The following is a 25,020-nucleotide window of genomic DNA, read 5'->3' as shown; positions in this document are numbered from 1 at the left end:
CCCTGCGCCCCGCAGGCCGGACCACGGAAAGGGCAATTGGGGGAACGCGCGTTATGTGCCGCGACGGTCCAGGTTCTTGCGGATATCCTGAACGAAACGTGAATACCGGACACCCTGGAAAAAGACATCCATAAGCAGGCGCGCAGGCCACCGGCACGGACGCCGGACCTGGATCAGCAGGACGTAGCGTGTGTCGGTCGTGTTGTTCCACACCTCGTGGTTATAGGTATCGTCAAACAGGATCGACCTGCCCGCCGTCCAGGGGCAGACATGCAGCCTGTCGCCTTCCTCGAACTGGATCCAGCAGTTTTCGCGGTCGGCAGGTACCTGCAGCGCAAGGTGATAGGTCAGCATGCCCTTGGTCATGCCCCGGTGGCGGGGAATGTGGCAGCCGGGTTCCAGCACGGAAAAGCTGGCGGTGCATAAATTGGGGATCCGGTCGATCAGCGCCGCCGTCGTGGGAACACGGGCGCGGTTTTCCTGCCGCCTGTAGCCGTAACCTTCCAGAAAGAAGGACCGCCAGCGCCGATCCGCCGCGATCCGGCCATGATCGGGGGAAATCTCACCAAGCGAGGGAATATCGGACGCCGCCATGCACAGCGCCTCGTCGCGAATTCTTTCCCAGTTCTGCTCCAGGTCACGAACCCATTGCATGATGTAGGGATCAAAAAGAGCCTGATCCGGCAGCAGGGAAAACCGCATGACAAAGGCATCGACCCTGTCCCGCAGACCCTTTGTCAGATGATAGATGGTCTTCTTTTTCGCCATTCCCTCTCCCTCCTTGAGCAGACGCGCGGAAATATATTCCGGCCAGGCATGCCTGAATATCCCTCCCGCGCCCTTCCCCACATGGCCACCCGTCGCTTGGCCGCCACACATCCCGGCACAGGCGCGGAAAACTGCCTGCAAACGTCCGGGCGGACGCAGGGATGCACGCGCATCATGTCAGAACACAGGGGGAAATCATTATGGCGGCCCTTTTGCTGGCGGGCCGAACCATATAGAATCCCCTGTCAACCGCAGACCTACGCCGCGCCGGGTCTGCCGCATGTTCTTCATGGCGCCATGCAGGGAGTAAGGCGTGCCTTCAGCGACACCACAGCCCGTTGACACCACATTGACCAGTGCGGCGATTTTCCTCGTTTTCACGCTTGACCCCGGAGAGGGACATGACACTACGGTCCGCGACCTGTGCGGGGATCTGTCGGCCATGGTCCGTGGCGTAGGATTCCGCATTCCCGACGGGCGACTGTCCTGCGTGATGGGTTTCGGGGCGGATGCGTGGGAACGTATTTTCAAGGGGCCGAAGCCCAGGGAACTGCACCCCTTCCGCGCCATACATGGCGTCCATGAAGCACCCTCCACCCCTGGTGACCTGCTGTTCCACATCCGCGCAACCCGCATGGACCTGTGTTTTGAACTGGCCGCCGCCATTACCGCCCGGCTGGACGGGGCGGCACGGGTGGTCGATGAAGTGCATGGCTTCAAGTATTTCGATGCCCGCGACCTGCTTGGCTTTGTCGATGGCACGGAAAACCCGGTCAACCAGGCCGCGACCGATGCGACCGTGATCGGCGACGAGGACCCGGACTTTGCCGGTGGCAGCTACGTCATTACCCAGAAATACCTGCATGACCTGAAGAAGTGGGACGCCATTCCCGTCGAGCAGCAGGAAAAGATCATTGGCCGCAGGAAGCTGTCGGACATTGAACTGCCCGAAGCCGCCAAGCCCAGCTACGCCCACAACGTCCTGACCAATATCGAGGAAAATGGCGAACAGCTGCAGATCGTGCGCGACAACATGCCCTTTGGCGAAGTCGGCCGGGGAGAATTCGGGACCTATTTCATCGGTTACGCAAAATCCCCTTCCCGGGTCGAGCGGATGCTGGACAACATGTTCATTGGTAACCCGCCGGGAAATTACGACCGCCTGCTGGATGTCAGCCGCGCGGTGACGGGCACGCTGTTTTTCATTCCCACCGCCGATTTCCTTGACGCCGCCCCGGCATATGACGCCACGGCAGCAGCGCCTGCGGAAACCAACGAAGACACACGCCCCGTACCGGCCGGATCACTTGGCATCGGGTCACTGAAGGAAGAAGCCTGACATGAACAACCTGCACCGGAACCTTGCCCCCATTTCCGACGCCGCATGGGCGGAAATTGAACAGGAGGCGTCCCGCACGCTGCGCCGCTACCTTGCCGGGCGGCGCGTGGTGGACGTGCCTGATGCCCGCGGTGTCGGCTTCGCCGCGGTGGATACCGGCCACACGGCCCGTATCGACAGCCCAGCAGAGGGCGTGCGGGCGCTGCAGCGCAAGGTGCTGCCGCTGGTTGAACTGCGCGTGCCCTTTACGCTGGACCGTGACGCCATTGACGACGTGGAACGCGGCGCACTGGATTCCGACTGGCAGCCGCTGAAGGACGCGGCAAAGAAAATCGCCTATGCCGAGGACCGCGCCATATTCGACGGCTATGCCGCCGCCGGGATCACCGGCATCGGGCAGGATACATCCAACGCGAAGTTCACCCTGCCCGCATCCGCGCGTGACTATCCCGCCATCATTGCCGATGGCCTGAATGAACTGCGCATTGCGGGCGTGAACGGCCCGTACGCCGTCGTACTGGGTGCGCGCGCCTTTGCCGCCGTCAGTGGCGGGAACGAGGAAGGCTATCCCGTGCTGCGCCATATCGAGCGGATGACCGAAGGCAAGATCATCTGCGCCCCGGCCATTGAAGGCGCCTATATCGTGTCCACCCGCGGCGGGGATTTCGAACTGTCGATCGGGCAGGATGTCTCGATCGGCTATACCAGCCATTCCGACACGTCGGTGGACCTGTACCTGCAGGAAAGCTTCACGTTCCGCGTACTGACGACCGAGGCCTCGGTCGTGATCGCACAGACCGGCGCGTAAAGGACCGTTCCGCCACTACAATGCAGGCGAATGCCCGTGGCCGCTGCCGTGGCCATGGTCTGCATTGCGCCCCATTTCGTGATTACAGCCGGCAGGCCAAAACCCAGGGAAAGGACATAAAATGAAAATCAGCGCACGCAACCAGATCGCGGGCAAGATCACATCCATTGCCAAGGGTGCGACCACATCCCATGTTGGCATCGACATTGGTGGCGGCACCATTGTCACCGCATCGATCACCAATGAAGCGGTTGCCGACCTGAATCTGAAGGTCGGCGAACCGGCGACAGCCATCATCAAGGCGTCCGATGTCATGGTGGGCGTGTAAGGCGCATCACCCGCGCCGTCCGTCCGCAGGGACGGGCGGCGTACTTCCACGACATGAACAATTCCTAATCTGCCAGATACATAACGACAGGATCGAAACACAGGCTGGTCACGTTGCCCGCATATACTGCACCCGACATATCCCAAGGTGCCCGTGTGATCATGAAAACCATACTGTCTGTCCTGCCCGTTTTGTGGATTGTTTTGATGGGTGCGCCCGCACTGGGCCGGACGCACCGTATCCACGTTCCCACGACGGAACGTCATCCACGGCAGGTCAATACGGAATTCGGCCACTTCCATGGCCATACAGCCGCCCTGCCGCCCGACAGCAGCGAATATCGCAACATAGATGCAAAATGTTCTGCCCGTGGGCTGGATAATGTCACGTCGCAAAGCGTGACGGTTGGCGTCAGCATGGCATCGCGCCGCAATTTCTATGCCCAGTGCATGGTTGAAAGCGGAGCATGGCACTAATCCGGGACTGGCGCGCGGCAGACCATACGGCTATCGTAACGGACCGGCAGCCACCATCCCGCTGCCGGTCCATGATCCTGTCAGCCCCAGCCGGAAGCATCCGTGTCCATAGCACCCTACCAGACCCGATTTTACCCGTCCCCCATGACCGGGGAGCGGCCCTGCCACGACACCACCTATCCCGTCCGCCTGCGTGACGGGTCCACGCTGGTCCTGCCATTACGTCCGTTGCCGGACGGGGAAAAGGCCATCGCGCTGCTCATGTCCAACCAGACGGCATTTGCGGTTGAACACGCGCTGGTCCGCCTGCTGACCGATCTGGCGCGGGAACTTCAGCCGGAGGTCATTGTCGGCGTGCCCACCATGGGTCTGGCCTATGCCCGGCCCGTGGCGGAAAACCTTGGTTTTGACGATTATGTCGCACTGGGTCACTCGCGCAAATTCTGGTATGACGACGCCCTGTCGCAGCCCCTCACATCCTCCACCAGTCCCGATCAGGCCAAGCGCCTGTACCTTGATCCCGCCCTGATCGAGCGGGTTCGCGGCAGGCGCGTTCTGGTTATGGATGACGTGCTGAACACAGGCCGGACGGCGGTTGCCGCCATCGGGCTCATGCAGCGGGTGCAGGCACGCATCGTCGGCATTACGGCAGTGCTGACCGAAGGCTGGGCCTGGCGCGACGCGCTGCAGCAGGTAGGAGAGGATATGCCCGGACTGGTGCATGCCCTTGGCCATATTCCCATGTTTGGCCGAAGCGCAGGGGGATGGGAGCCGCTTGCGGGCACATAATGCCCCCTGCCCGCGCGTGACCGGCGCAAAGACAGGAAACGAAGCATTTCCGATTTTGGCGTATGCACCTGCGTGACGGGCCGTATTGTCAGGAAGGTTCCAGTTGGAAACGATCCATGACACAGCAAGGGGTTACGACATTGTTCAGGGTTCTCGTATTATACTATTCCACTTACGGCCACGTTGAAACCATGGCTCATGCGGTGGCGGAAGGCGTCCGCGCGGCAGGGCTGGAGGCAGACGTAAAACGCGTGCCCGAACTGGTGCCGGAGAATGTGGCCAAAGCCCACCATTTCAAGACAGAACAGTCAGCTCCCGTCGCCACCACGGCGGAACTGCCTGAATATGACGCGATCATTGTCGGTGCGCCCACACGTTTCGGGCGGCTGCCATCGCAGATGGCGAATTTCTGGGACCAGACGGGCGGGCTGTGGATGAAGGGCGCGCTGATTGGCAAGGTTGGCGCGGTCTTTACCTCCACCGCGTCACAGCATGGCGGGCAGGAAACGACCCTGTTCTCACTCATGTCCAATCTGCTGCACCATGGCATGGTGATCAGCGGCCTGCCCTACAGTTTCCAGGGACAGACGAAGGTGGATGAAGTGACTGGCGGCTCGCCCTATGGCGCGACGACAATCGCCGCGGGCGACGGTTCCCGCCAGCCCAGCGCCACCGAACTGGATGGCGCACGCTTCCTGGGCCAGCATGTCGCGGAACTGGCCAGAAAGCTGGCCTGACCCGCACGCCACGCCCGGCCGGCCGCCGGGCGTGTCATGTCCCGGTCGGCGCCCTGTCCTTCGCCCAGGGCGGATGGACAAACGCCCCGGCCAGATAATCGATGAAGGCCGTCACCCGCATGGGCCGCAGGTTACTGGCGGGCGTAACCAGGTACAGGGCCACGGGAGGCGCCTCCCACTGCGGCAGGACACGCACGAACCTGCCGGATTTCAGCCCGTCCCACACCATGAATTCCGGAAACAGCCCAAAGCCCAGCCCGGCCTCGAGTGCCGGCAGGAAGGTCTCGGCATTATCCGCCCGCAGGCGCGCGGTCTGTGACAGGACAACCTCCCGCCCGTCCGGCACCTGCCGCAGGCGGATCATGCCCGGGGCAGATGTATTGGTGTAAACGAAGCTCTTGTGGCCTTCCAGCGCACGCGGATCATCCGGATGGCCGATCCGATCCAGATATTCCGGCGTGGCCACAAGCAGCAGCCGCACCGTGCACAGCCGCCGCGCCAGCAGGGCGGAATCAGCCAATGACGCAATACGCAGCGCCATGTCGTAGCCACCGGCCACAAGATCCACGATGGCGTCGCTGTAATCTATGGTGATGTCTATTTCCGGGTAACGCATCAGGAAATCCGGCAGCAGGGGCGCAAGGTGCCGCCCCCCGAACACCATGGGGGCGGCGACCCGTATCAGGCCCGATGGCGTCAGGGTGCCGCCACGCGCCTCCATTTCAGCGGCCTCCGCCTCAACCAGGATACGGCTGGCATGCCCCAGCAGCCTTCGCCCGGTTTCGGTCAGGGACATCTGTCGTGAATTGCGGTTGAACAGCGCAACGCCCAGCGACTGCTCCAGCCGGCCTATGGCCTTGGACACCGTGGGTTTCGATAGCTGGATGTCCTCCGCCGCGCGGGCGAAGGAACCCCGTTCGGCCACTTTTGCGAAAATGGCCCATGCCTCAAAATCCGGCAGCCGCATTGCATCGTCCCGCGCACTGGTTCCCACTGCTTGTTTCCATAACTGATCGTCCGGTGCCTGTCTCCCCACCCCGGTTATTTATGGTCAATAAATGGAAACAGTGACTTTCCTTTGTTTCTATATTCGCAACCATGTCGGGACGATACCGTGCTGTCCATGGCCAACACTGGCATATGGAGAAAACCCGATGATTGAATTACGTCCCTTTGACCGGCTGGGTCACGCCAACCATGGCTGGCTGGATGCCCGCCACCATTTTTCGTTCGCCCATTACCACGACCCTGCGCGCATGCACTGGGGCGCGCTGCGGGTCTGGAATGATGACATGATTGCACCGGGCACCGGCTTTGGTACGCATCCCCACCGGGATATGGAAATCATTACCTATATCCGCGAAGGCGCGATCACCCATACCGACAGCCTGGGCAACACGGGGCGGACGGAAGCGGGCGATGTGCAGGTCATGTCGGCGGGCACCGGCATCCGGCATGCCGAACACAACCGTGAAAACGTGGCCACCCGCCTGTTCCAGATCTGGATCATGCCTGACCGCGCGGGCCATGCGCCCTCATGGGGTACGCGCTCGTTCCCGAAGGCAGACCGGGCCGGGCAGTTCGTGGTTCTGGCATCCGGCCGTACGGGCGATGGAGACGCCCTGCCGATCAATGCCGATGCCCGCGTGCTGGGGGCCACGCTGAAGGCGGGACAGGTGGTGGAGTACCCGCTGGGCGCCACGCGGCTTGGCTATCTGGTTCCCGCGCGGGGCCGGGTGGACATTGAAGGCACGACAGTCGGTGAGCGTGATGGCGCCGCCATTTCCGACACCGAAACGCTGCATGTCCGCGCGCTGGAAGATAGCGAGATCATCCTGGTCGATACACTCGCCTGATGGCGGGTGGGCGGGATGCCCGCGACCGCCCTGCGAACCGGGTGGTGTCTGACCGCCACCCGGTGCCTCTGGCCTCGCATGCCTGCCTGCGGGCTGCGCAGCCCACCCCATAAAACTGGTCGCGGGCTACACAATATGGAGAGGTCCGGCACAGGCACCCGCCGCATCGGCTGGCGCGCGGATGCCCGCCCGTGCCGTCAGGTACGGTTCAGTTACTCATGCTGTCATCCGGCCATCCATCCGGCATGCGTTACTGCCATGCAGTATGCGGCTACCTGCCCATGTGACGATATGTAACACCCGCTCTTCGTCTACGAAGAGAGAACAGAATGAAAAGATTTCTTGTCCTGTCCGGTCTGGCAGTACTGGCCGGATGCGCATCCAGCCCACCTATATTCCCGATACCGCCTATTCCAGCCTGGACTGCCAGCAGCTGGGGCAGGAGGAACTGAAGGAAGGGGATACACTGGAAACCCTGACCAACAAGCAGCGTCGGGCGCACAAGACCGATACATGGGGTGTCCTGGCGCTGGGCGTGCCTCTGTCGGAAATGACGGGATCGGACGTGGCGGGCGTGCTGGCACGTGAAAAGGGCAAGATGGAAGCCATCCAGCGCATGCAGGTCGCGAAATCGTGCCCCGGCGCCGGGGCTGCCGCCATCCCGGCAACACTGGACTGATCCCTGCCCCGGTCTTTATCGCGTCCGGCCTGATATTGCGCCATGACCGGCCGCCACGGGCGACGGGGCTTTTTCTGGCCGCATTTTCATGATTCACTGAACAGCATGATCAGGATGGAATATGGCGACAGGGTGACATGACACCGCCCGCCCTGATGGGATTGACGTGCGAAATCCCGCCTGCCACGACAGCGCCATGCCGGGCGGCCACGATCATGTGCGTCAACCGCGACACGTTCCATGTGTTCATGGCCGGGCATGCGAACTGCCCGGTCCCCGCCCCGAACCCCATCACAGTTGTTGAGAGAACCACATGAAAATAGCCCAGTGGATGAAGCAGTCCGGTGTCGCCTTCGGGACCAGCGGCGCGCGTGGCCTTGTAACCGCCATGACGGATTCCGTCTGCTTCGCCTACACGGTGGGTTATCTGGAGCATCTGGGTACGCTGGGGGAATTCGGGCCGGGCACGCAGGTTGCAGTGGCAGGTGACCTGCGGCCCAGCACGCCGCACATCCTGCGGGCCTGTGTCGCAGCCATTACGTATATGGGGGGCGTGCCGGTTTTCTGCGGGTTCGTGCCCACGCCCGCGCTGTGCCTGCATGCGTTCACGCTGGGTATCCCCTCGCTTATGGTAACAGGCAGCCATATCCCGGCGGACCGCAATGGCATCAAGTTCAATCGCGCGCGGGGCGAATTCCTCAAGACCGACGAAGCCGCCATGCGCGAACAGGACGTCACCCTGCCTGATGGCTGGTTCGATGCCAACGGCGCACTTGCGCGTGACATCGTGCTGCCGGTCATAACGGATGTCGTGCCGGGCTTTGTCGCCCGTTACCGTGATTTTTTTGGTCCCGATGCCCTGTCCGGGCTGAAACTCGGCATTTACCAGCATTCCGCCGTGGGGCGGGACGTGATGGTGGAAATTGTCGAAGCACTGGGTGGCACCGCCGTGCCGCTGGGCCGCAAGGACGATTTCATTCCCGTCGATACCGAAGCCGTGCGGCCTGAAGACGCGGCACTGGCGCGCGAATGGGCCAGTGATGGCACGCTGGACGCCATCCTGACGACCGATGGCGATTCCGACCGTCCGCTGCTGGCGGACCGGCACGGCAACTGGCTGCGGGGGGATGTACTGGGGATCATTGCCGCGCGTTTCCTTGGCGCAGCCGCCGTGACCACACCGGTCAGCAGCAATACCGCGCTGGAACAGGCGGGTTTTGCGCGGGATATCCGGCGCACCCGCATCGGTTCCCCCTTTGTCGTCGCCGCCATGACCGAAGCGGCCGAAGCCGGGCTGCTTCCCTCCGTCGGGTATGAAGCCAATGGCGGTTTCCTGCTGGCCAGTGACGTAACGCGGGACACGCGCACCCTTCGGGCGCTGCCCACGCGGGATTCCATCCTGCCCATGATCTGCGCCCTTGTCGCCGCACGGCAGCAGGGGGTGGATCTGGCGGGCCTTGTGGCCACCCTGCCCCGGCGCTTTACGCTGAGTGACCGGCTGGCAGAAATGCCAACGGCCCGCAGCCAGGCACAGATCGCAGCCCTGCGGCAGGACCCGGACACGGGGGCGGCATCACTAGGGCTGCTTGATGCCTGCGGCGGGCTTGCGCATGTCGATGAAACCGATGGCCTGCGCATGACCTTCGACAATGGTGAAATCGTGCACCTGCGCCCATCGGGCAACGCGCCGGAACTGCGGGTTTATGTGGAGGGCGACAGTCCGGAACGCACGGCCGAACTGCTGAAAACCGGCATGGAGGCCGTCAGCGCCTGGCGCACGGCGTCCTGACTGCATCCCGGTATCTGACCAGACCGAAACCGGCACGGCTTCGCACCCCTGAACCATCGCCCATATCCGGCGTTGCACCCGCAGCGACCGGGGGCCTGTCATGCGCCGTATCCTGAACACAATCATGCTCTGCGCTGCCACCTCCTGCCTTGCAGGCTGTCAGGACCAGCACCGTGAACGTCCCCTGTACTGGCATGAAGTGCAGCACCGGACCGCGCACCCGGACGCGGCGCCCATAGGTCACCCCGCTGCGCAGGCAGCGGGGCAGAGTGTCATTTCAAAATAAACCGGCAGGTGCTTTTTTTATAAAAACAGCATGCTTCCAGCAGGACGGTCCATGCGCGGATGGCCCCGGAACAGATATCCGGACATGTATCAAGGACGGCGGCACCCTGCCCTGCATGTGGCACCAAGGCAGCCATGAAGCCTGTTGTCTTGACGTGGCCTTTGCGGCATGAGGGTGCGTACCAGCACTCCAATTCTTGTCTGTCAGCAGGTTTTTATATGTCCGAGCATACGCCCATTGGTCTTGATAACGCGGCCGCCCCCGTCCGGGCGCTGACCCATTCGGGGAATTTCCACGTTGATGAGACGCTGGGATATGTCATCCTTCACTATGCCCTTGCACCCGAAGGCGACCTGCGCGGGCGCGTTCTGGGGGACGCACCTGCAGACCGGCTGGCGTTCACCCGTTCGCGTTCGCCCGAGCGGATCGCGGCATCGGATATCGTATTTGACGTCGGCGGCCAGTATGCCCCGGACAGGGGGCGATACGACCATCACATGAAGGACAAGCCCCTGCGTGATGATGGAACGCCCTACAGCGCCGCAGGCCTGCTGTGGAAGGATTACGGCACGGCCGCCATTCGCAATATCCTGCAGGTGCCGGCCGAGGATACGGATGTCGCCGCCATATGGCAGGCCATCGACAGGTCGCTGGTCCTGCCGATTGACGAGGACGACAATGGCGTCGTGAAGATGGGCAAGCTGTCGCTGGCGGATATCGTCTCCTCCTGTCGTCCGGCATGGGACACCACCGAACTGTATGGCCCGGAAGAAGCCAAGCGGCGTGAAACGCTGGGCTTCGCCAATGCCGCGACAATCGTTGCCGGCCATCTGGTCAACGTGGTGGACCGCGTGCGCGCCAGCCTGAAGGCGGCAAACCGGGTCATGGCCGCCTATGAAGCCGCCGAAGACAAGCGCATCCTGCTGATGGATACGGGCATGCCGACCGAAAAGGTCATTTTTGAAAATGACCTGCCTGTCGTCTATGTCGTCTCGCCCGCCGCGCCCGACCGCTGGAACGTCAAGGCCGTGCCCCCCACACGCGGCGATTTCGGGCAGCGCGTTTCCCTGCCCGAGGCATGGCGTGGTCTGGACGGCCCGGCACTGGCCAAGGTATCAGGCGTGGCTGACGCGGTATTTGCCCATCCCGCCCGCTTCATCTGCGGGGCAGGCAGCAGGGAAGGCGCGCTGCAGATGGCGCGTCTGGCGCTGAAGATCAACGACGAACTGGAACAGGCCGGGGACTGATCCGGCCGACTGTCGCCCCAGTTCCCTCCCCATGCACGGCCATCGTGCCGGGGCGGCCGGCATGATGCCGGAAACGTGATGGCAGATCCTGCCCGCCTGCCCGCTTGCGGGGACCATGCCCCCCTTTCGGGGTAAATAGTGGCTACCTACATGGCATCCATCGGACGGATTCTTTCCGTCCGGACTGGAGGTCACCATGGTCAGGGAAACCCGTTACCGCTCAAACCCCGACATGATCGATATGATCGGTATTGGCATGGTCCTGCTGACCCTTGCCCTATGGCTGTCGTTCATTTTCATCTGATGGTGCAGGCGCGTCCCATGGACGCATCGCCTGCCCTGCCGCACTACATCTACCGGAGGCTGCAATGTGGACACACCTGCGACGCCAGCATCTGGCTGGCATACCACGGACAGGATGGATGGGCAGATGGGATATTATGGGACCAGCGCTGATCGCCGCCGCGTTCGCACTGTCCACGGCCATGATATTCCTGTTCTGACACCCTCCTCATCCCTTTTTCCGGGAAGCCCGGTGGCACAGCGCTGCCGGGCTTTCTGCTGTCCTGTTACGTGCTGTCGCGTCGGGGTGTCATACCTCCCCTGATTGGCGTCGCTGTCGCCGGTACGTTAGGCTGGCACCCCGATTGCCGTGGAGAGATTACATTATGGACCCCAAGACCATTGCCGAAGCCTACTTCACGCTGGGCACCCATATCGAGGACAGTCAGGCGCGCGTCAGTGATGCAGCCGAAGCACTGATCCCCCTTGTCCGGCGCGGCGACCAGAACGCCGTCCAGGCACTGGGCAACCTGCGCAAGGCGGCGGTGTCCATGCAGGCCGAACGGCAGTGGGCCGAATATCTGTGGCAGCTTGCATCGGGCAAGAACCCGCCACCACCTGCGGCCGCCCCCACGACGACAGCGGCACCAACGCCGGATGATACGGCTTCGCCCCGCACGTTCCTTGATAACCTGCTTGGCGACCTGATCACCCTACTGCCCTGATACAACACCGGGCGGATTCATTTGGTGCGCCCGGTCTGGTGCATATATGTGGTGGTATTCATGACATGGAATATCAGATATATAATTATATACTGATCCGGAATACTTATGGAAAATATTTATGTTCATGCATTGAAGCGCTCCCTCTGACCATCAACATATATTGATATCATAAGGAGTTATCTTAACATGCCCGAACATAAAGTTCCCCATGCCGCCGGTTCCATTCATGACCTGGTACGCAAGGCCACACATTCGCCTGCCATCATGACAAAGGCGGAAACCATCCGTCTGGCCGAACACGTGCTGAAAGGCGGCGAACACGCCACGGAAGAGGAGCAGGCAATCGCCAAACGGGCCGCGCTTGACCCCGACGGCGTCAATGCCGCTGAAATCCAGCTTCTGGGCAAGCGCGCAGCGGCAAAGAAGTAACCCACTCAACCCGACATGACATGGGGGGCGGCATGCCGCCTTTCATGCTATGCGGTGCCGTATCAATCCCCTTTCATCATGCGAAAACGGCACGTGCCCGCCTGCGCAGGCACAGGATTATTTCTGGCATGATGCGATCATTCCCGCAAAAAAACGCTCAAACAGCAGACGATCAGCATCACACTGTCCGTCAATTCTCTCATGCGTCCTGACCATTACCGTGATTTCGACCGCCAGGGCAGCATCACGGGCAAAATGGCCGCAGGAACCGGGGTAACAGGCGCCTGCCCCTGAAAAGGTTTGAGCACCAGCCTATTCTCCATTCGGGCCTGCCGGGCCAATCGCCCGGGAATTGTGATCATGATATTGGTCATGTCCGCCACGATGGTCGGCCTGATTCGCTACGATTGACGCCATGGTGGGGTGTTATTCCCGACATTCCGGCGCGGAACCACAACCGGACTGTTCTTTCCTGTGCCAGAGATCAGGGACAACCGGGCCACGTTGTCACCTGCATTTATTCCGCGCAATCTGCCACCGAAAGGTTCCCGGACGGATCATGCCGGTGTCCATGTACCTGTCATGCGACGTACGGCATCATGGTCAGGCACCTTCCTGTCAGGGCCGATGCAACCTGCTGCCCTGTCGCGGGTTTATGACCGCGGTTGCTGGAGGGGTGAAGGACATGATCCAGCGTACCGCCCTCCCACGCCACAACGTCATTCTACGTCCCGCAGCAGGATGCACCAGATGTCGTACCGTCCGATCATAACCCTGCCTGTCATGACGATTGGCCTCATGCTGGCCGGTGGCGGCCTGCCCGCCATGGCCCGTGACATGGCCGCCCCCCCTGCCACCGCCATACCGCAGGCCATGATTGACGCCGCGCCGGGGGCGCGGCTGGCAGGTTACCTGAATTTCTGCATTGGCAATGGCCTTGCGGACCATGCGGGCGCAACCCCGCTGCTGGACACGCTGATCCATAATACAGGCGCCGTGCCGGCCGATGAACGGGGCAACATGGATTATGCATATGGCACGGCAGGCGTCCTGCAGCCCGGTACGCACGGTTCCCCCCGCATGACGGATTTCGACATCCCGGCACGGCGCGATGCCTGTGCGCAGACCATCAGAAAAGCTGGCATGGGGGCCTGATGGCAACAGGATGGCTTCGTAGCCGTCCATTGAGCAGAACATAAAAGGAAATTGTTTCAAAAAGCCCGTTCATGAAAAATAACAAAAGTTTTTTGGATGTCGATTTTTCATAAAAGCTGCGCCAGGAACTTCTCATGATTGCAGGATGTTCTTTCAGGCACGCTGTCAGTCCGAAGGCCACATTTTTCATGACAGACGCAGAATTTCGTAACGCTTTTTTTATGGTCTGCCAGATATCCCGGTAACAGGCACGGCAGGCAGCCGGTCATATTCCCTTACCCTGCAAGGGGCAGGCATTCCGGCGTGCAACATCTCCCGCCATCACGACGTTTGAACCTGCATGCACGCCCGACGGGCGCTCCTTCCCCCTGTCATCTCCTGATGGAAATACAACATGCCCCGCAGCATTCCCGCCCAGAGCCAGCCCCACCAGCCCGGTCTTGAACGACTGCTTGACCCACCGGCCGAACACATCCGCGCCGATTATCAGGGCAGCGGCAAGCTGAAGGGCCGCAGGGCGCTGGTCAGCGGCGGCGACAGCGGCATCGGGCGGGCCGCGGCCCTGCATTTTGCCCGTGAAGGGGCGGATATCGCCATCGTGTACCTGGATGAAGACGAGGACGCGAATGAAACCGTCCGTCTGGCACAGGCCGAAGGCGTGCACGCACTGGCCATACGGGGCGACGTCGCCCACAGCGCCACCTGCGATGACGCGGTCACACGCACGGTGCAGGCCCTTGGCGGGCTGGATATCGTGGTCAACAATGCCTCCGTCCAGTACGTCAGCAATGACCTGACCGATATTTCGGATGAGGTCTGGCAGCGTCATATGGATGTCAACATCAACGGCTATTTCTACCTGACCCGTGCGGCGCTGCCGCATCTGGGGCGGGACAGCGTCATTATCAACACGTCTTCGGTCAACGCGTTTGCGGGCAATGCGTCACTGGTTGCCTATACCACGACCAAGGGCGCGGAAATGGGCTTTACCCGCGCCCTTGCGCTCCAGCTTGCGCCACGGGGCATACGGGTCAATGCGGTTGCCCCCGGCCCGGTCTGGACGCCGCTGCAACCCGCAAGCTGGGGACCGGTGGACCCGCAGGCCGTGGCCAGTCTTGGCAAGGATACGCCGCTGGGCCGCATTGGCCAGCCCAGTGAACTGGGTCCGGCCTATGTCTACCTCGCGGCCCGGGATTCCTCTTACATGACGGGACAGACGCTGCATGTAAACGGGGGCATGATCATCAATGGGTGAGACCCTGCCCGCGCTCATGGTGCCGGTTTCCTCGTGGCTGCGCCGTGGGCCGCACCAGCGCTGGCTGGACATGCAGGGGCAGCGACTGCTGGATTTCTACAGGGCCGCCCGGGTGCCTGACGGGTTCGCCGCGCTGGATGACTGTGGCAACCTGCAGCCGGGTGCCGTGTCCGATGCCACGCTGGGCGCGCGCATGACACATGTGTATGCCGTGGCGGCGGGGCGCGGGCTGCCCGGTTGCGGGCCGCTGGCGACGCATGGGGTCACGTCCATGCTGGGTCCGCTGGCGGATCATGAAAACGGGGGCTGGTTCCTTGCCCCACCCACGGACGGGCAGCAGCACGGTGGCGGACGCAAGCAGGCCTACCTGCATGCGTTTGTCGTGCTGGCCGCATCATCCGCCACTGTTGCGGGATTGCTGGCGCGCGCAGGCTGCTTGACAAGGCGCTGGCGGTCTGGGAACGGCACTTCTGGAGCGAGGACGAAGGCGTTTTCCGCGAAAGCTTCGCCGCAGACTGGTCGGATGAGGAAGATTACCGGGGCGCAAACGCCAACATGCATTCGGTCGAGGCCTGCATGGCGGCCGCGGATGTAACGGGCGACCCGTTGTGGCGCAACAGGGCCGTGCGGGTGGCTGAACGCTTCATCCACATACTGGCGCGCAATGCCGGATACAGCCTGCCCGAACACTACAGCCGCGACTGGCGCATGCTGAAGGATTATAACCGCGACCGGCCCACCGATGCCCTGCGCCCGTATGGCATGACGCCGGGCCATTTCACCGAATGGGCGCACCTGCTGCTCAAGCTGGAAGCCGCCCTGCTGCGTGCGGACGGGCGTGCGCCATCATGGCTGATGGAAGATGCCGTCGAGCTGTTCCAGGCCGGCATGACGGCGGGCTGGGCACGTGATGGCGCACCGGGTCTGCTGTATACCATCGACTGGAACCACGACCCCATGGTGCATAACCGTCCCCACTGGTGCCAGGCAGAGGCCATGACCGCGGCGGCCGCCCTGCTGAAACGCACGGGCCACCGGCGGTATGAACAGTGGTACCGCACCCTGTGGGACTATATCGACACCTTCATGATTGACCGCAGGCGTGGCGGCTGGATACAGGAACTGGACCGCGACAACCGCCCGTCCGCCGTGGTGTACGAAGGCAAGGCCGACCTGTACCATGCATGGCAGGCCACCATGACCCCGCTGCTGCCCCTTGCCCCCAGTTTCGCGACCGCCGTGGCCCTGCTGGAAAACCATGGTACGATACCTGACCAGGCACAGGACACCACAGATGGCTGACGCAACCGGAGGGTAACCGGATACGCCCCCGCCCGTACGGAACATGGTCGGCATCCGCGCGCCGCGACTGCCGCGCTGTCTGCCCATACCGCGACCGTGGCCATCCCGCCCGGCACGGCCCCGTGGCTGTGACGGGACGGTAAAATGCGATAAGACATGGCCCTGACCATACCCCGCCCCTTCGCAAGCGGGGGATATGGTGTCACTTTGTGCGTGCGTCCTGATCCCAAGTGTCCGAGTGCCATACCACCATGCCCGCCCCGACCCAGCCCGTATCCCCCGGCCCATGGCGGCAGGCCGCAGGCAAGCTTGCACGCACGCCGTCGGCCATGGTGGCGCTGGGCGTGCTTGTGGCCGTGATGGTGGCGTGCCTGCTGGCGCCGGTCTATGCCCATGATGTAGCGCGGACCAATCCGTTCCAGTCCACCGTTGCGGGTACCATCATGCTGGACGGGCGGGAGGTGGATATCATGCAGCCCGATGATAACCCGCTGCACCTTGGCCTCAGCCCCATCGGGCCGACATGGTGCGCCACCTACCTGCTGGGTGCGGACAGCCAGGGGCGCGACGTGATGGCACGACTGCTGTATGGTGGCCGCAATTCGCTGGTGATTTCAGCGGCAGCGGCGGTACTGTGCCTTCTGCTGGCGGCAACGGTAGGGATTGTTGCTGGTTTTTTCGGCGGGATTGTCGATACTGTCCTGTCGCGGCTCATGGACATCATGTGGGCGGTGCCGGTCTATCTGTTCGCCATATCGCTGTCCATTGTCATGGTCAGCCAGCAGATGCGCCTTGGCCCGTTCGTGCTGCGGGCGGACAGCCTGCTTGTTCCCGTCCTGATCATCGCGCTGGTTTACGTGCCTTATGCCGCGCGCCCGATACGCGGGCGGGTCATGGCGTTGCGCCAGGCGGAATTCGTCACCGCCGCACGCTGTCTGGGCGTGCCGGGGTGGCGGATCATGCTGCGTGACATCGTGCCCAATGTCATGACCACGCTGGTGACACTTGGCCCGCTGCTGATGGCGCTGGCGCTACTGGCGGAAAGTGCGCTGTCCTTCCTCTCGCTGGGGGTGCAGGCGCCACAGCCTTCGTGGGGCACCATCATTCAGGATGGCGAGGGCCTGATCTATACCCGCCCCATGGTGGCCGTAGCGCCGGGGCTTGCAATCGTGACAGTGGTTCTTGCGCTCAACATTCTGGGCGACGGGCTGCGCGACGCGCTGGATGTGCGTGACGGGGGGCGGCGGTCATGACCGCCGTGCTGCGCCGCGCGGGCCAGACGCTGCTAGTGCTGCTGGGCGTGTCGGTGCTGGTGTTTGGCGTGTTTTTCGCCACGCCCGGCGCGGACCCGACCGCGCGCATTGCCGGGCGGAACGCATCACCACAGATCATGGAAAAAATACGCCACGAATACGGCTTCGACCGACCACTGCCGGTGCAGTACGCAATCATGATGAAGAAACTGTTCATCACCCGCGACCTTGCATCCTATGCCGACCGGGGCGAACTGGTGGTGCCCGAAATCCTGCAGGCCGCCCCCGTTACAGCATGTCTTGTCTGCGGGGCGGCGTTCATCTGGGTTACGGTGTCCATCGCCATGGGCACGATGGCCGCCGCCATGAAAGGAACATGGGTGGACCGGGGACTGATGATGCTGGGGCTGGTGGGGATTTCCATTCCCGTGTTCTGGCTGGGGGAAGTCGCCAACCTTGTAACCCAGAGCCGCTATCACGACACATGGCTGTTTTCGTGGGTGCCGGGGTTGGGTTACGTGCCGTTCAGCCAGAGCCCGTCGGGGTGGTTCAGGGGACTGGTCATTCCGTGGATCGTGCTGGCGGTCATGTTCATCGGCATCTACAGCCGCGTGCTGCGCACGGACCTTGTCGCACTGGCGGGCGAGGATTTCATGCGCACGGCGCGCGCCAAGGGGCTGTCGCCCGTGCGCATCCTGCTGTGGCATGGGCTGCGCACGTCCATGGTCACCTTTGTCTCCCTGTTCGGGATGGATTTCGCGCAGCTTGTGGGCGGTGGCGCGCTGCTGACGGAGGTGGTATTCGGCCTGCCCGGTGTCGGGCGGCTGACCTATCGCGCGCTGACCACGCTGGACCTGCCCGTCATCATGGCCACCGTCATGTATTCCGCCGTGTTCGTGGTGCTGGCCAATGCGGCGGTTGACGTGATCTACCTGTTCCTTGACCCAAGGGTGCGTGATGCCCGCTGACAGGTCCGCCCCGCTGCTGGACGTACGCGACCTGTGCATCGGTTTCCCCGCGCGGGGGGGCATGGTGCCGATCGTGGATCATGTGTCCTTCACCATGCCCGAGGCCGGGATACTGGGGCTGGTGGGGGAATCCGGATCCGGAAAGTCCGTTACCGCCATGGCGATCATGGGGCTGATCGACGCGCCGGGGGTGCGGATCAGCGGGTCGGTGCGTTTTCGCGGGCGCGAACTGATCGGCCTGCCCCCACGGCAGATGCGCCGCCTGCGCGGGCGTGACATCGCCATGATCTTTCAGGACCCGATGACAGCCTTTACCCCCGTCTACACCATCGGCTGGCAGATCGATGAACAGATCCGCGCCCATGAACGCCTGACCCGCGCGCAGGCCCGTGCGCGCACCGTGCGGATACTGGGGGAAATGGGCGTGCCCGACCCCGAACGCGTGGCGCAGCGCTATCCCCATCAGCTGTCGGGCGGGCTGCGCCAGCGCGCGATGATCGCCATGGCGCTGTCATGCAACCCCACCCTGCTGATTGCCGATGAACCGACAACGGCGCTGGATGTTACGGTGCAGGCACAGATCCTTGACCTGATCCGCTCACTACGTGGCATGCATGGGTCGTCCGTACTGCTGATCACGCATGATATGGGCGTCGTGGCCCAGACCTGCGACAGCACGCTGGTACTGTATTCCGGCCGGGTGGCGGAAACGGGACCAACGGCGCGCGTGTTTGACCGGCCCGGCCACCCCTATACCGCGGCCCTGCTGGATTCCATCCCGCCGCTTTGTGGCCCCCGGCCCGACCGGCTGCCCGCCATTTCCGGCACGCCCCCCTCGCCCATGGACCGTCCCGCCGGCTGCGCCTTCGGCCCGCGCTGTGCCCATGTCCACGCAGCCTGCACCACGACCCCGCCCGCGCTGGTCCCGCTTGGTCCCGACCATGCCGCGGCCTGCGTGCTGCCAGCCGAGGGAACGCCCCTGCCGCCGCGCATTCTCCGCGCCAGCAACGACACATGCCCATGACCGCAACACCACCTGCCCCCACAGCACTGCTGGCGGTACGCAACCTGTCCAAGACCTACCGCGTGGGACATGGGCAGCACCTGACGGCAGTGGATGGTATATCCCTGTCGGTCATGCCGGGCGAAATGCTGGGACTGGTGGGGGAATCCGGCTGCGGCAAGTCAACGCTGGGCCGGTGCATGCTGCGGCTGACGGACATATCGGCAGGACAGGTCATGTTTGAAGGGCGCGACATCACCACCCTTCCCGAACGCCACCTGCGCCCGCTACGCCCGCGCATGCAGATGGTGTTTCAGGATTCCAGCGCCTGTCTCAACCCGCGCCGGCGTGTCAGGGACCTTCTGGTCGAACCCCTGCGGGTCCATCCCGGCCCGGACGGACGCAGGCGCCCGGGTGCGGACATTGACCGGCGCGTGCACGACCTTATGGATCTGGTCGGCCTGTCCGCCACCGCGCTGGCGCGGTATCCACATGAATTTTCGGGCGGCCAGCGCCAGCGCATCAACATCGCCCGCGCGCTTGCCCTGTCACCCCGGCTGATTGTGGCGGATGAACCGGTTTCCGCGCTGGATGTGTCGGTGCAGGCGCAGATCGTCAACCTGTTTGCCGACCTGCAGGCGCGGCTTGGGCTGACCTATGTCTTCGTGGCGCATGACCTGGCCGTGGTCCGTCAGGTCTCCAACCGCGTGGCCGTCATGTATCTGGGCACGATCGTCGAAATCGGGCCTACGGACAGCGTGCTGCATCATCCCGTCCATCCCTATACCGCCGCCCTGACCGCCGCCGTGCCCCGACCCGTAGTGGGCGCACGCCCTCCACCGCCACTGGGTGGTGACATACCCAGTCCCGTCAACCGCCCCGCCGGGTGCCGTTTCCATACACGCTGCCCGTATGCGCAGGACCGCTGCCGGGTGGATGAACCTGCCCTGCGCCCCATCCGGCCAGGCCATGAAGCCGCCTGTCATTTTCCCCTTGCCCCGTCGTGACAGGGCGTTGAGAAAATATTCGGAAACAATCCGCTGAAAAATAAAAGTTTCCGGATCAGGCCGGATTTCCGGATGGGCGTCTGAAATACGCCATCGTCCTGTCAAATCCCCGCCAGTTAACCGCAACCACAGGGCACATCCCCGGTCGTGACATGGCATGCGGAGGTGGGATGTGCCATCGTGCCGGGGCCATGATCTGTACCGGGAAAAAAGTTTTCATGCCCAGCACCACCAGCCTGCCTGACCTGTTCCTTGCCATCCGGCGTGGCCAGCTTTCCCCTCCCGCGGCCGTGGATCAGGCGCTGGTGCCAGTCACGGAAGCAGCGGCATATGCAGTGCAGGATGCGGTCGCGCGCCATCTGGGACCGATCGAAGGCTGGAAGGTCGGCGCATCCGGCCCGGATGCCGAACCCGCCTGCGCACCCATTCATGCCGCGACCATCTTCAGGGACGGCGGGACCGTGCCGGCAGGCACATGCCGTCATCTGGGGGTCGAGGCGGAGATTGGCTACCGTTTCGCCCGTGCCCTGCCCCCACGGGCCACGCCGTGGACACGTGAAGACGTGCTGGGCGCCATTGGCACCGCGCATCCGGTAATCGAAATTCTTGATACCCGTTTCGACCAGCCCGGATCACAGCACAGGCTGCTGCATGCCGCGGACCACCAGAGCCACGGCGCACTGATCGTAGGCCCTGGCACCACCGCATGGCGCACGCTGGACCCGGTCCACGAACCCGTGGTGCTGCGCATTGATGGCAGGGTCGTAAAAGACCACACGGGCGGCAATTCAGCGGGCGACCCGCTACGCATGCTGGTCTGGCTGGCCAACCATGCATCCCGCCGGGGAATTGGCATCGGTACAGGCTGCCTGGTCACCACCGGGTCCACCACCGGCACCATATTCGTGCCGCATGGCACGGATGTCACCGCCAGCTTTCCCGCAATGGGGCAGGTCAGCACCCATCTTGCCTGAACGCGCGCCCTTTATATGAAAGGTCTGTCATGAAGCCTGCCATCCTGCTGCTTGAACCCATGATGCCTGAAATCGAGAAACAGCTTGATGCTGCCTATACCGTCTACCGTGCCGCCACACCCGAACAGCTGGAAAAAATTGCCGGATCAATCCGCGGCATTGCCACCGGCGGCGGCACGGGTGTGCCGCGCGCGGCCATGGACAGCCTGCCGCACCTTGAAATCATTGCCATAAACGGGATCGGGACGGATGCGGTCGACCTGAATGAGGCCAGACGTCGCGGCATTCATGTCACCACTACGCCGGGCGTACTGACCGATGACGTGGCGGACATGGCCATGGGCCTGCTGCTGTCGCTGCTGCGCGGCCTGCCGGCAGCGGACCGTTACGTGCGTGACGGCGCATGGGGCAGCACCCCCTCGCCACCGCTGGGCCACAGGGTATCGGGGCGCAGGCTGGGCATACTGGGCATGGGCCATGTGGGACAGGCGGTGGCCACGCGTGCACGCGCATTTGGCATGCCGGTGTCCTACACCGACCGACGCGACAAGGCCCTGCCCGGTTATACATTCGTGCCGGATCTGCCAACACTTGCACACCACAGCGACGTGCTGGTCGTGGCAGCGTCCGGCGGCGCGGAATCGCGGCATCTGGTCAACCGGCAGGTGCTGGATGCGCTGGGGCCGGATGGTGTCCTGATCAACGTGGCGCGGGGTTCGGTGGTGGACGAAGCAGCCCTTGTCGCAGCCCTGGCCGACGGCACGCTGGGCGGCGCGGGCCTTGATGTGTTCGAACATGAACCCGATGTGCCCGACGGCCTGCGAACCTCGCCACACACGGTCCTGCAACCCCACCGCGCCAGCGCCACGGTGGAAACCCGGCTGGCGATGGGCAATCTGGTCGTAGGCAACCTTGCCGCCCATTTCGCGGGCCAGCCGCTGCTCACCCCGGTGCTCTGAACGGTCAGGTAGGGAATCAGGGCTTCCGGGTATCGTCTTTTTCCACAACGGCGATGTCTGCGGGATCTTTGGAAATAGGGTTCGCCGGAAGCGTTCTTGAAACCGGCGGATCATTGTGCCGTGCATCTCACGAACCGGTGGGGGAACCGGCTGCCAGAACGGTCCGCATGCCGACGGTCAGTTCCAGCGCATGACACCGTAGCCCATGGTCATGAATGGGCAGTGCAACCAGCAGTTCATCGGGTTCATGGCGGGCGATGAAATCACGCAGGCGGGGCATGATGGACCGGGCCGAACCTGCAAACGTGCAGGACAGGGTATGGTCCACCATTGCCTGTTCCGCAGGCGACCACAGGCCGGACGTATCCGCCACCGGCGGCGGGAAGGCAATGGGACGTCCGCGCCGCAGGGCGATGAAATACTGTTGCAGGGACGTTGCAAGCAGCGCGCCCTGCGCGTCATCATCCGCCGCGATGATATTGACACTCAGCATCACATGGGGCGCCGGACACCGGGCCGAGGGTTCGAAGCGTGCGCGGTACAGGCTGACCGCCTCCGCCATCTGGCCCGGCGCGAAATGGGACGCAAAGGCATAGGGCAGACCAAGCCGCGCGGCCAGAACCGCCGAAAACAGGGATGACCCCAGCAGCCACACCGGCACCCGCAGGCCCATGCCGGGTATGGCATGGATCAGGTGGGTGTCTTCAGGGGCTGCCGGTTCAAAATACTGCAGCAGTTCAACCACGTCGGATGCAAAGCGTTCGGGCGCGTGCGGATCGCGGCGCAGGGCGCGGGCCGTGCGCTGGTCCGCCCCCGGCGCGCGGCCAAGCCCGAGGTCGATCCGTCCGGGAAACAGGGTTTCCAGCGTGCCAAACTGTTCGGCAATAACCAGTGGGGAATGGTTGGGCAGCATGACGCCCCCTGCCCCCACGCGGATATGGTGCGTCGCGGCCGCCACCTGCCCGATCAGGATTCCCGTCGCGGCCGATGCGATACCCGGCATGGCATGGTGTTCAGCCAGCCAGTACCGCGCAAACCCCAGATCATCTGCCCGCTGCGCCAGATCCAGCGTATTGCGAAAGGCATCTCCCACGCTGCCGCCGCGCGTGATCAGGGAAAGGTCAAGGACGGAAAACGGGATCACACCAGCACCTCGGCACACATGAAACACGGAAGGTCAGGTAGATATGGAAACGGATCCGCATGAAATCCAGCACGGGGCATACAGAAGTTTCTGGTGAAGCTTTTTTCCAAAAGCATCTGGAAACACTGTCATTTCAGAAAAAATACACCTGAATCGCCGGTTATTTCCCATCCGCCGGGTTATCGTGAAATACTTTCGGCAAAAACAGTCCGGCAGAACGGGGCCGAATACAGGAACCATCCCCCTGATGGGTCGTTGGGTCAGCAGGCATTCTGTGGAGTATATCCCATGCTGACCCTTCTTATCATTGCCCTTATCATCTTCGCCATTGGCGGGGGTGGCTATGGTTACCGCTCCGGCTGGTACGGCGGCCCGAGGGGAACCGGTTTCAACGGCCTCGGGCTGCTGCCGATCATCCTGCTGGTCATCGCGCTTTTTTTGTTGCTGCATACGCCTGGTAGCGCGCCGCCGCCATGATGGTGGCGCGTCAGGGGGTCATGGGCGGCCGTCGCGCGGGGGCCGTCCCGCCCACAGGGCGGCCAGGGCCGAACCCGATATGTTATGCCAGACGGAAAACACCGCCCCCGGCAGGGCCGCCAGCGGGGAGAAATACAGACGCCCCAATGTCGCCGCCAGACCTGAATTCTGCATGCCGACCTCCAGCGCCAGCGTGCGGCACACGGCCTCGTCAAACCCCAGCAGTCGCCCGCCCCAGTACCCACCCAGCAGCCCGATCGCGTTATGCAGCACCACGCCCACCAGCACCAGCGGCCCCACCGCCGCAAGTGACGGACGTACGCCGGCTACGATGCTGCCGATGATCGTCATGATCGACACCATGGCCACCAGCGGCAGCACCGGTTCAATCCGCCGGACCAGTCGGGCACACATGGTATTGACAATCACCCCGCCCATGACCGGCAGGGCAACAATTTCAATAATGCTGCGAAACAGCCCCCAACTGTCGACACTGACGCCGGACGAGACGTAAAACCGCGTCAGCACCGGCGTTGCGATAATACCGACAAGCGTGGACAGCGTGCTGATGCTGACCGACAGTGCTACGTCACCACGTGACAGGTAGATCATGACATTGGACGCCGTGCCGCTGGACACACAGCCCACCAGTATCATGCCGGTGGCGATCATGGGCGGCATGCCCAGTACATGCGCGATCCCCCACGCCGCCAGTGGCATGACGAGGTAATGCAGCACGACCCCCGCCACCACCGGCATCGGCCTGCGCGCGATACGCACGAAGTCCCCTGCCGTCAGCGTCACCCCCATGGTGAACATGATGAAGGCGAGCAGTGGCGTGATGGCGGGCGTCAGCACCAGAAACGGCGCGGGATAGGCAATGGCTGCAACCGAAACAAGCACCGCCCATAGCGGGAACAGCCGCGTCAGGACCGACATGTCATTTTCCGTGCGTGCATCATTTCCTCACCTGCGCCGTGCT

The 25,020-nt window shown here is 63.1% G+C and carries 26 protein-coding genes and 1 pseudogene; 22 read left to right on the top strand and 5 right to left on the bottom strand.

Annotation, left to right across the window (positions count from 1 at the left end; all coding sequences use genetic code 11):
• Positions 1–51: 51 nt before the first annotated feature.
• Positions 52–768, bottom strand: a complete 717-nt coding sequence (locus HNO79_RS07585; protein WP_010513307.1) for an aspartyl/asparaginyl beta-hydroxylase domain-containing protein — start codon at positions 766–768, stop codon at positions 52–54.
• Between the two features lie 313 nt (positions 769–1,081).
• Here HNO79_RS07585 and HNO79_RS07580 point away from each other — a divergent pair, with 313 nt between their 5' ends.
• The 6 genes from HNO79_RS07580 to wrbA all read left to right on the top strand — a co-directional run bounded on the left by HNO79_RS07580 (position 1,082) and on the right by wrbA (position 5,245).
• On the top strand, positions 1,082–2,107 hold the full coding sequence (locus HNO79_RS07580) for a Dyp-type peroxidase (RefSeq protein ID WP_048855908.1): 1,026 nt from the start codon (positions 1,082–1,084) through the stop codon (positions 2,105–2,107).
• A 1-nt stretch (position 2,108) separates the two neighbouring features.
• Complete coding sequence (locus HNO79_RS07575) at positions 2,109–2,915, top strand: family 1 encapsulin nanocompartment shell protein (protein WP_214165098.1); 807 nt, start codon at positions 2,109–2,111, stop codon at positions 2,913–2,915.
• A 121-nt stretch (positions 2,916–3,036) separates the two neighbouring features.
• The gene (locus tag HNO79_RS07570) at positions 3,037–3,243 is read left to right on the top strand and encodes a TOBE domain-containing protein (protein WP_010513310.1); all 207 of its coding nucleotides are present in this window, start codon (positions 3,037–3,039) and stop codon (positions 3,241–3,243) included.
• A gap of 161 nt (positions 3,244–3,404) precedes the next feature.
• Positions 3,405–3,719: a hypothetical protein gene (locus HNO79_RS07565; protein WP_148371080.1), complete on the top strand. Its 315-nt coding sequence runs from the start codon at positions 3,405–3,407 to the stop codon at positions 3,717–3,719.
• Positions 3,720–3,821: 102 nt separating this feature from the next.
• Complete coding sequence (locus HNO79_RS07560) at positions 3,822–4,508, top strand: phosphoribosyltransferase (protein WP_244987466.1); 687 nt, start codon at positions 3,822–3,824, stop codon at positions 4,506–4,508.
• Positions 4,509–4,648: 140 nt separating this feature from the next.
• Positions 4,649–5,245, top strand: a complete 597-nt coding sequence (wrbA, locus tag HNO79_RS07555; protein WP_214165130.1) for an NAD(P)H:quinone oxidoreductase — start codon at positions 4,649–4,651, stop codon at positions 5,243–5,245.
• A gap of 34 nt (positions 5,246–5,279) precedes the next feature.
• On the opposite strand, the gene HNO79_RS07550 is transcribed toward wrbA, so the two are convergent.
• Positions 5,280–6,212 (bottom strand): LysR family transcriptional regulator, encoded by a 933-nt coding sequence (locus tag HNO79_RS07550; protein ID WP_214165129.1) that lies wholly within the window; start codon positions 6,210–6,212, stop codon positions 5,280–5,282.
• 187 nt (positions 6,213–6,399) lie between these two features.
• On the opposite strand from HNO79_RS07550, the gene HNO79_RS07545 reads away from it, so the two are divergent.
• Positions 6,400–7,101 carry a pirin family protein gene (locus tag HNO79_RS07545; RefSeq protein ID WP_214165097.1) on the top strand — a complete coding sequence of 234 codons (702 nt, stop codon included), beginning with the start codon at positions 6,400–6,402 and terminating at the stop codon, positions 7,099–7,101.
• A 373-nt stretch (positions 7,102–7,474) separates the two neighbouring features.
• Entirely contained in the window at positions 7,475–7,780 is a 306-nt protein-coding gene (locus HNO79_RS07540) for a hypothetical protein (RefSeq protein WP_244987465.1), read from the top strand.
• Between the two features lie 86 nt (positions 7,781–7,866).
• Here the strand turns inward: HNO79_RS07540 and HNO79_RS07535 are convergent, their stop codons facing one another.
• Positions 7,867–8,040 carry a hypothetical protein gene (locus HNO79_RS07535; protein WP_187294158.1) on the bottom strand — a complete coding sequence of 58 codons (174 nt, stop codon included), beginning with the start codon at positions 8,038–8,040 and terminating at the stop codon, positions 7,867–7,869.
• Between the two features lie 71 nt (positions 8,041–8,111).
• Between HNO79_RS07535 and HNO79_RS07530 the strand changes: the two genes are divergently transcribed.
• The 13 genes and pseudogenes from HNO79_RS07530 to HNO79_RS07470 all read left to right on the top strand — a co-directional run bounded on the left by HNO79_RS07530 (position 8,112) and on the right by HNO79_RS07470 (position 22,417).
• Complete coding sequence (locus HNO79_RS07530) at positions 8,112–9,569, top strand: phosphomannomutase (protein WP_214165128.1); 1,458 nt, start codon at positions 8,112–8,114, stop codon at positions 9,567–9,569.
• A 504-nt stretch (positions 9,570–10,073) separates the two neighbouring features.
• Positions 10,074–11,102: an MYG1 family protein gene (locus HNO79_RS07525; protein WP_214165096.1), complete on the top strand. Its 1,029-nt coding sequence runs from the start codon at positions 10,074–10,076 to the stop codon at positions 11,100–11,102.
• A gap of 668 nt (positions 11,103–11,770) precedes the next feature.
• Positions 11,771–12,109 (top strand): hypothetical protein, encoded by a 339-nt coding sequence (locus HNO79_RS07520; RefSeq protein ID WP_010513323.1) that lies wholly within the window; start codon positions 11,771–11,773, stop codon positions 12,107–12,109.
• A gap of 189 nt (positions 12,110–12,298) precedes the next feature.
• Positions 12,299–12,541, top strand: a complete 243-nt coding sequence (locus tag HNO79_RS07515) for a hypothetical protein (RefSeq protein WP_010513324.1) — start codon at positions 12,299–12,301, stop codon at positions 12,539–12,541.
• 750 nt (positions 12,542–13,291) lie between these two features.
• Positions 13,292–13,696 (top strand): hypothetical protein, encoded by a 405-nt coding sequence (locus HNO79_RS07510; RefSeq protein ID WP_214165095.1) that lies wholly within the window; start codon positions 13,292–13,294, stop codon positions 13,694–13,696.
• A 394-nt stretch (positions 13,697–14,090) separates the two neighbouring features.
• Positions 14,091–14,951, top strand: a complete 861-nt coding sequence (locus HNO79_RS07505) for an SDR family oxidoreductase (protein WP_214165094.1) — start codon at positions 14,091–14,093, stop codon at positions 14,949–14,951.
• Positions 14,944–16,253, top strand: a pseudogene (locus HNO79_RS07500) (AGE family epimerase/isomerase). Before HNO79_RS07505 ends, HNO79_RS07500 begins: the two are co-directional and overlap by 8 nt.
• Before the next feature lie 251 nt (positions 16,254–16,504).
• Entirely contained in the window at positions 16,505–17,506 is a 1,002-nt protein-coding gene (locus HNO79_RS07495; RefSeq protein WP_214165127.1) for an ABC transporter permease, read from the top strand.
• Positions 17,503–18,474, top strand: a complete 972-nt coding sequence (locus HNO79_RS07490; RefSeq protein ID WP_010513331.1) for an ABC transporter permease — start codon at positions 17,503–17,505, stop codon at positions 18,472–18,474. Before HNO79_RS07495 ends, HNO79_RS07490 begins: the two co-directional genes overlap by 4 nt.
• Positions 18,464–19,498: an ABC transporter ATP-binding protein gene (locus tag HNO79_RS07485; RefSeq protein ID WP_214165093.1), complete on the top strand. Its 1,035-nt coding sequence runs from the start codon at positions 18,464–18,466 to the stop codon at positions 19,496–19,498. The genes HNO79_RS07490 and HNO79_RS07485 overlap by 11 nt, the downstream gene beginning before the upstream one ends.
• Entirely contained in the window at positions 19,489–20,484 is a 996-nt protein-coding gene (locus tag HNO79_RS07480) for an ABC transporter ATP-binding protein (RefSeq protein ID WP_408885673.1), read from the top strand. Before HNO79_RS07485 ends, HNO79_RS07480 begins: the two co-directional genes overlap by 10 nt.
• A gap of 170 nt (positions 20,485–20,654) precedes the next feature.
• Positions 20,655–21,458, top strand: a complete 804-nt coding sequence (locus HNO79_RS07475) for a 2-keto-4-pentenoate hydratase (protein ID WP_214165091.1) — start codon at positions 20,655–20,657, stop codon at positions 21,456–21,458.
• A 29-nt stretch (positions 21,459–21,487) separates the two neighbouring features.
• Complete coding sequence (locus tag HNO79_RS07470) at positions 21,488–22,417, top strand: 2-hydroxyacid dehydrogenase (protein ID WP_214165090.1); 930 nt, start codon at positions 21,488–21,490, stop codon at positions 22,415–22,417.
• A 127-nt stretch (positions 22,418–22,544) separates the two neighbouring features.
• On the opposite strand, the gene HNO79_RS07465 is transcribed toward HNO79_RS07470, so the two are convergent.
• Positions 22,545–23,561 (bottom strand): LLM class flavin-dependent oxidoreductase, encoded by a 1,017-nt coding sequence (locus HNO79_RS07465; RefSeq protein ID WP_214165089.1) that lies wholly within the window; start codon positions 23,559–23,561, stop codon positions 22,545–22,547.
• Positions 23,562–23,654: 93 nt separating this feature from the next.
• On the opposite strand from HNO79_RS07465, the gene HNO79_RS17235 reads away from it, so the two are divergent.
• Positions 23,655–24,038 (top strand): hypothetical protein, encoded by a 384-nt coding sequence (locus tag HNO79_RS17235; protein ID WP_242405368.1) that lies wholly within the window; start codon positions 23,655–23,657, stop codon positions 24,036–24,038.
• An 18-nt stretch (positions 24,039–24,056) separates the two neighbouring features.
• Here HNO79_RS17235 and panS read toward each other — a convergent pair whose 3' ends face one another.
• Positions 24,057–24,977, bottom strand: coding sequence for a ketopantoate/pantoate/pantothenate transporter PanS (gene panS, locus HNO79_RS07455; protein WP_048855922.1), 921 nt, complete (start codon positions 24,975–24,977; stop codon positions 24,057–24,059).
• Positions 24,978–25,020 lie beyond the last annotated feature (43 nt).

Source organism: Komagataeibacter oboediens (genome assembly GCF_018491655.1).
Taxonomy (GTDB): Bacteria; Pseudomonadota; Alphaproteobacteria; order Acetobacterales; family Acetobacteraceae; genus Komagataeibacter; species Komagataeibacter oboediens.
This window is presented reverse-complemented; position numbering and strand designations above follow the sequence as displayed.

What these genes read in the sequence shown, in the direction of transcription:
- HNO79_RS07545 (WP_214165097.1), top strand. Translation starts at nt 6,400, where the DNA reads ATGATTGAATTACGTCCCTTTGACCGGCTGGGTCACGCCAACCATGGC.
- HNO79_RS07505 (WP_214165094.1), top strand. Translation starts at nt 14,091, where the DNA reads ATGCCCCGCAGCATTCCCGCCCAGAGCCAGCCCCACCAGCCCGGTCTT.
- HNO79_RS07535 (WP_187294158.1), bottom strand. Translation starts at nt 8,040, where the DNA reads ATGCCCGGCCATGAACACATGGAACGTGTCGCGGTTGACGCACATGAT.
- HNO79_RS07575 (WP_214165098.1), top strand. Translation starts at nt 2,109, where the DNA reads ATGAACAACCTGCACCGGAACCTTGCCCCCATTTCCGACGCCGCATGG.
- HNO79_RS07485 (WP_214165093.1), top strand. Translation starts at nt 18,464, where the DNA reads ATGCCCGCTGACAGGTCCGCCCCGCTGCTGGACGTACGCGACCTGTGC.
- HNO79_RS07480 (WP_408885673.1), top strand. Translation starts at nt 19,489, where the DNA reads ATGCCCATGACCGCAACACCACCTGCCCCCACAGCACTGCTGGCGGTA.
- HNO79_RS07475 (WP_214165091.1), top strand. Translation starts at nt 20,655, where the DNA reads ATGTGCCATCGTGCCGGGGCCATGATCTGTACCGGGAAAAAAGTTTTC.
- HNO79_RS07515 (WP_010513324.1), top strand. Translation starts at nt 12,299, where the DNA reads ATGCCCGAACATAAAGTTCCCCATGCCGCCGGTTCCATTCATGACCTG.
- HNO79_RS07540 (WP_244987465.1), top strand. Translation starts at nt 7,475, where the DNA reads ATGCGCATCCAGCCCACCTATATTCCCGATACCGCCTATTCCAGCCTG.
- HNO79_RS07550 (WP_214165129.1), bottom strand. Translation starts at nt 6,212, where the DNA reads ATGCGGCTGCCGGATTTTGAGGCATGGGCCATTTTCGCAAAAGTGGCC.
- HNO79_RS07510 (WP_214165095.1), top strand. Translation starts at nt 13,292, where the DNA reads ATGTCGTACCGTCCGATCATAACCCTGCCTGTCATGACGATTGGCCTC.
- HNO79_RS07530 (WP_214165128.1), top strand. Translation starts at nt 8,112, where the DNA reads ATGAAGCAGTCCGGTGTCGCCTTCGGGACCAGCGGCGCGCGTGGCCTT.
- HNO79_RS07570 (WP_010513310.1), top strand. Translation starts at nt 3,037, where the DNA reads ATGAAAATCAGCGCACGCAACCAGATCGCGGGCAAGATCACATCCATT.
- HNO79_RS07585 (WP_010513307.1), bottom strand. Translation starts at nt 768, where the DNA reads ATGGCGAAAAAGAAGACCATCTATCATCTGACAAAGGGTCTGCGGGAC.
- HNO79_RS07470 (WP_214165090.1), top strand. Translation starts at nt 21,488, where the DNA reads ATGAAGCCTGCCATCCTGCTGCTTGAACCCATGATGCCTGAAATCGAG.
- HNO79_RS07525 (WP_214165096.1), top strand. Translation starts at nt 10,074, where the DNA reads ATGTCCGAGCATACGCCCATTGGTCTTGATAACGCGGCCGCCCCCGTC.
- HNO79_RS07520 (WP_010513323.1), top strand. Translation starts at nt 11,771, where the DNA reads ATGGACCCCAAGACCATTGCCGAAGCCTACTTCACGCTGGGCACCCAT.
- HNO79_RS07490 (WP_010513331.1), top strand. Translation starts at nt 17,503, where the DNA reads ATGACCGCCGTGCTGCGCCGCGCGGGCCAGACGCTGCTAGTGCTGCTG.
- panS (WP_048855922.1), bottom strand. Translation starts at nt 24,977, where the DNA reads ATGTCGGTCCTGACGCGGCTGTTCCCGCTATGGGCGGTGCTTGTTTCG.
- HNO79_RS07495 (WP_214165127.1), top strand. Translation starts at nt 16,505, where the DNA reads ATGCCCGCCCCGACCCAGCCCGTATCCCCCGGCCCATGGCGGCAGGCC.
- HNO79_RS07565 (WP_148371080.1), top strand. Translation starts at nt 3,405, where the DNA reads ATGAAAACCATACTGTCTGTCCTGCCCGTTTTGTGGATTGTTTTGATG.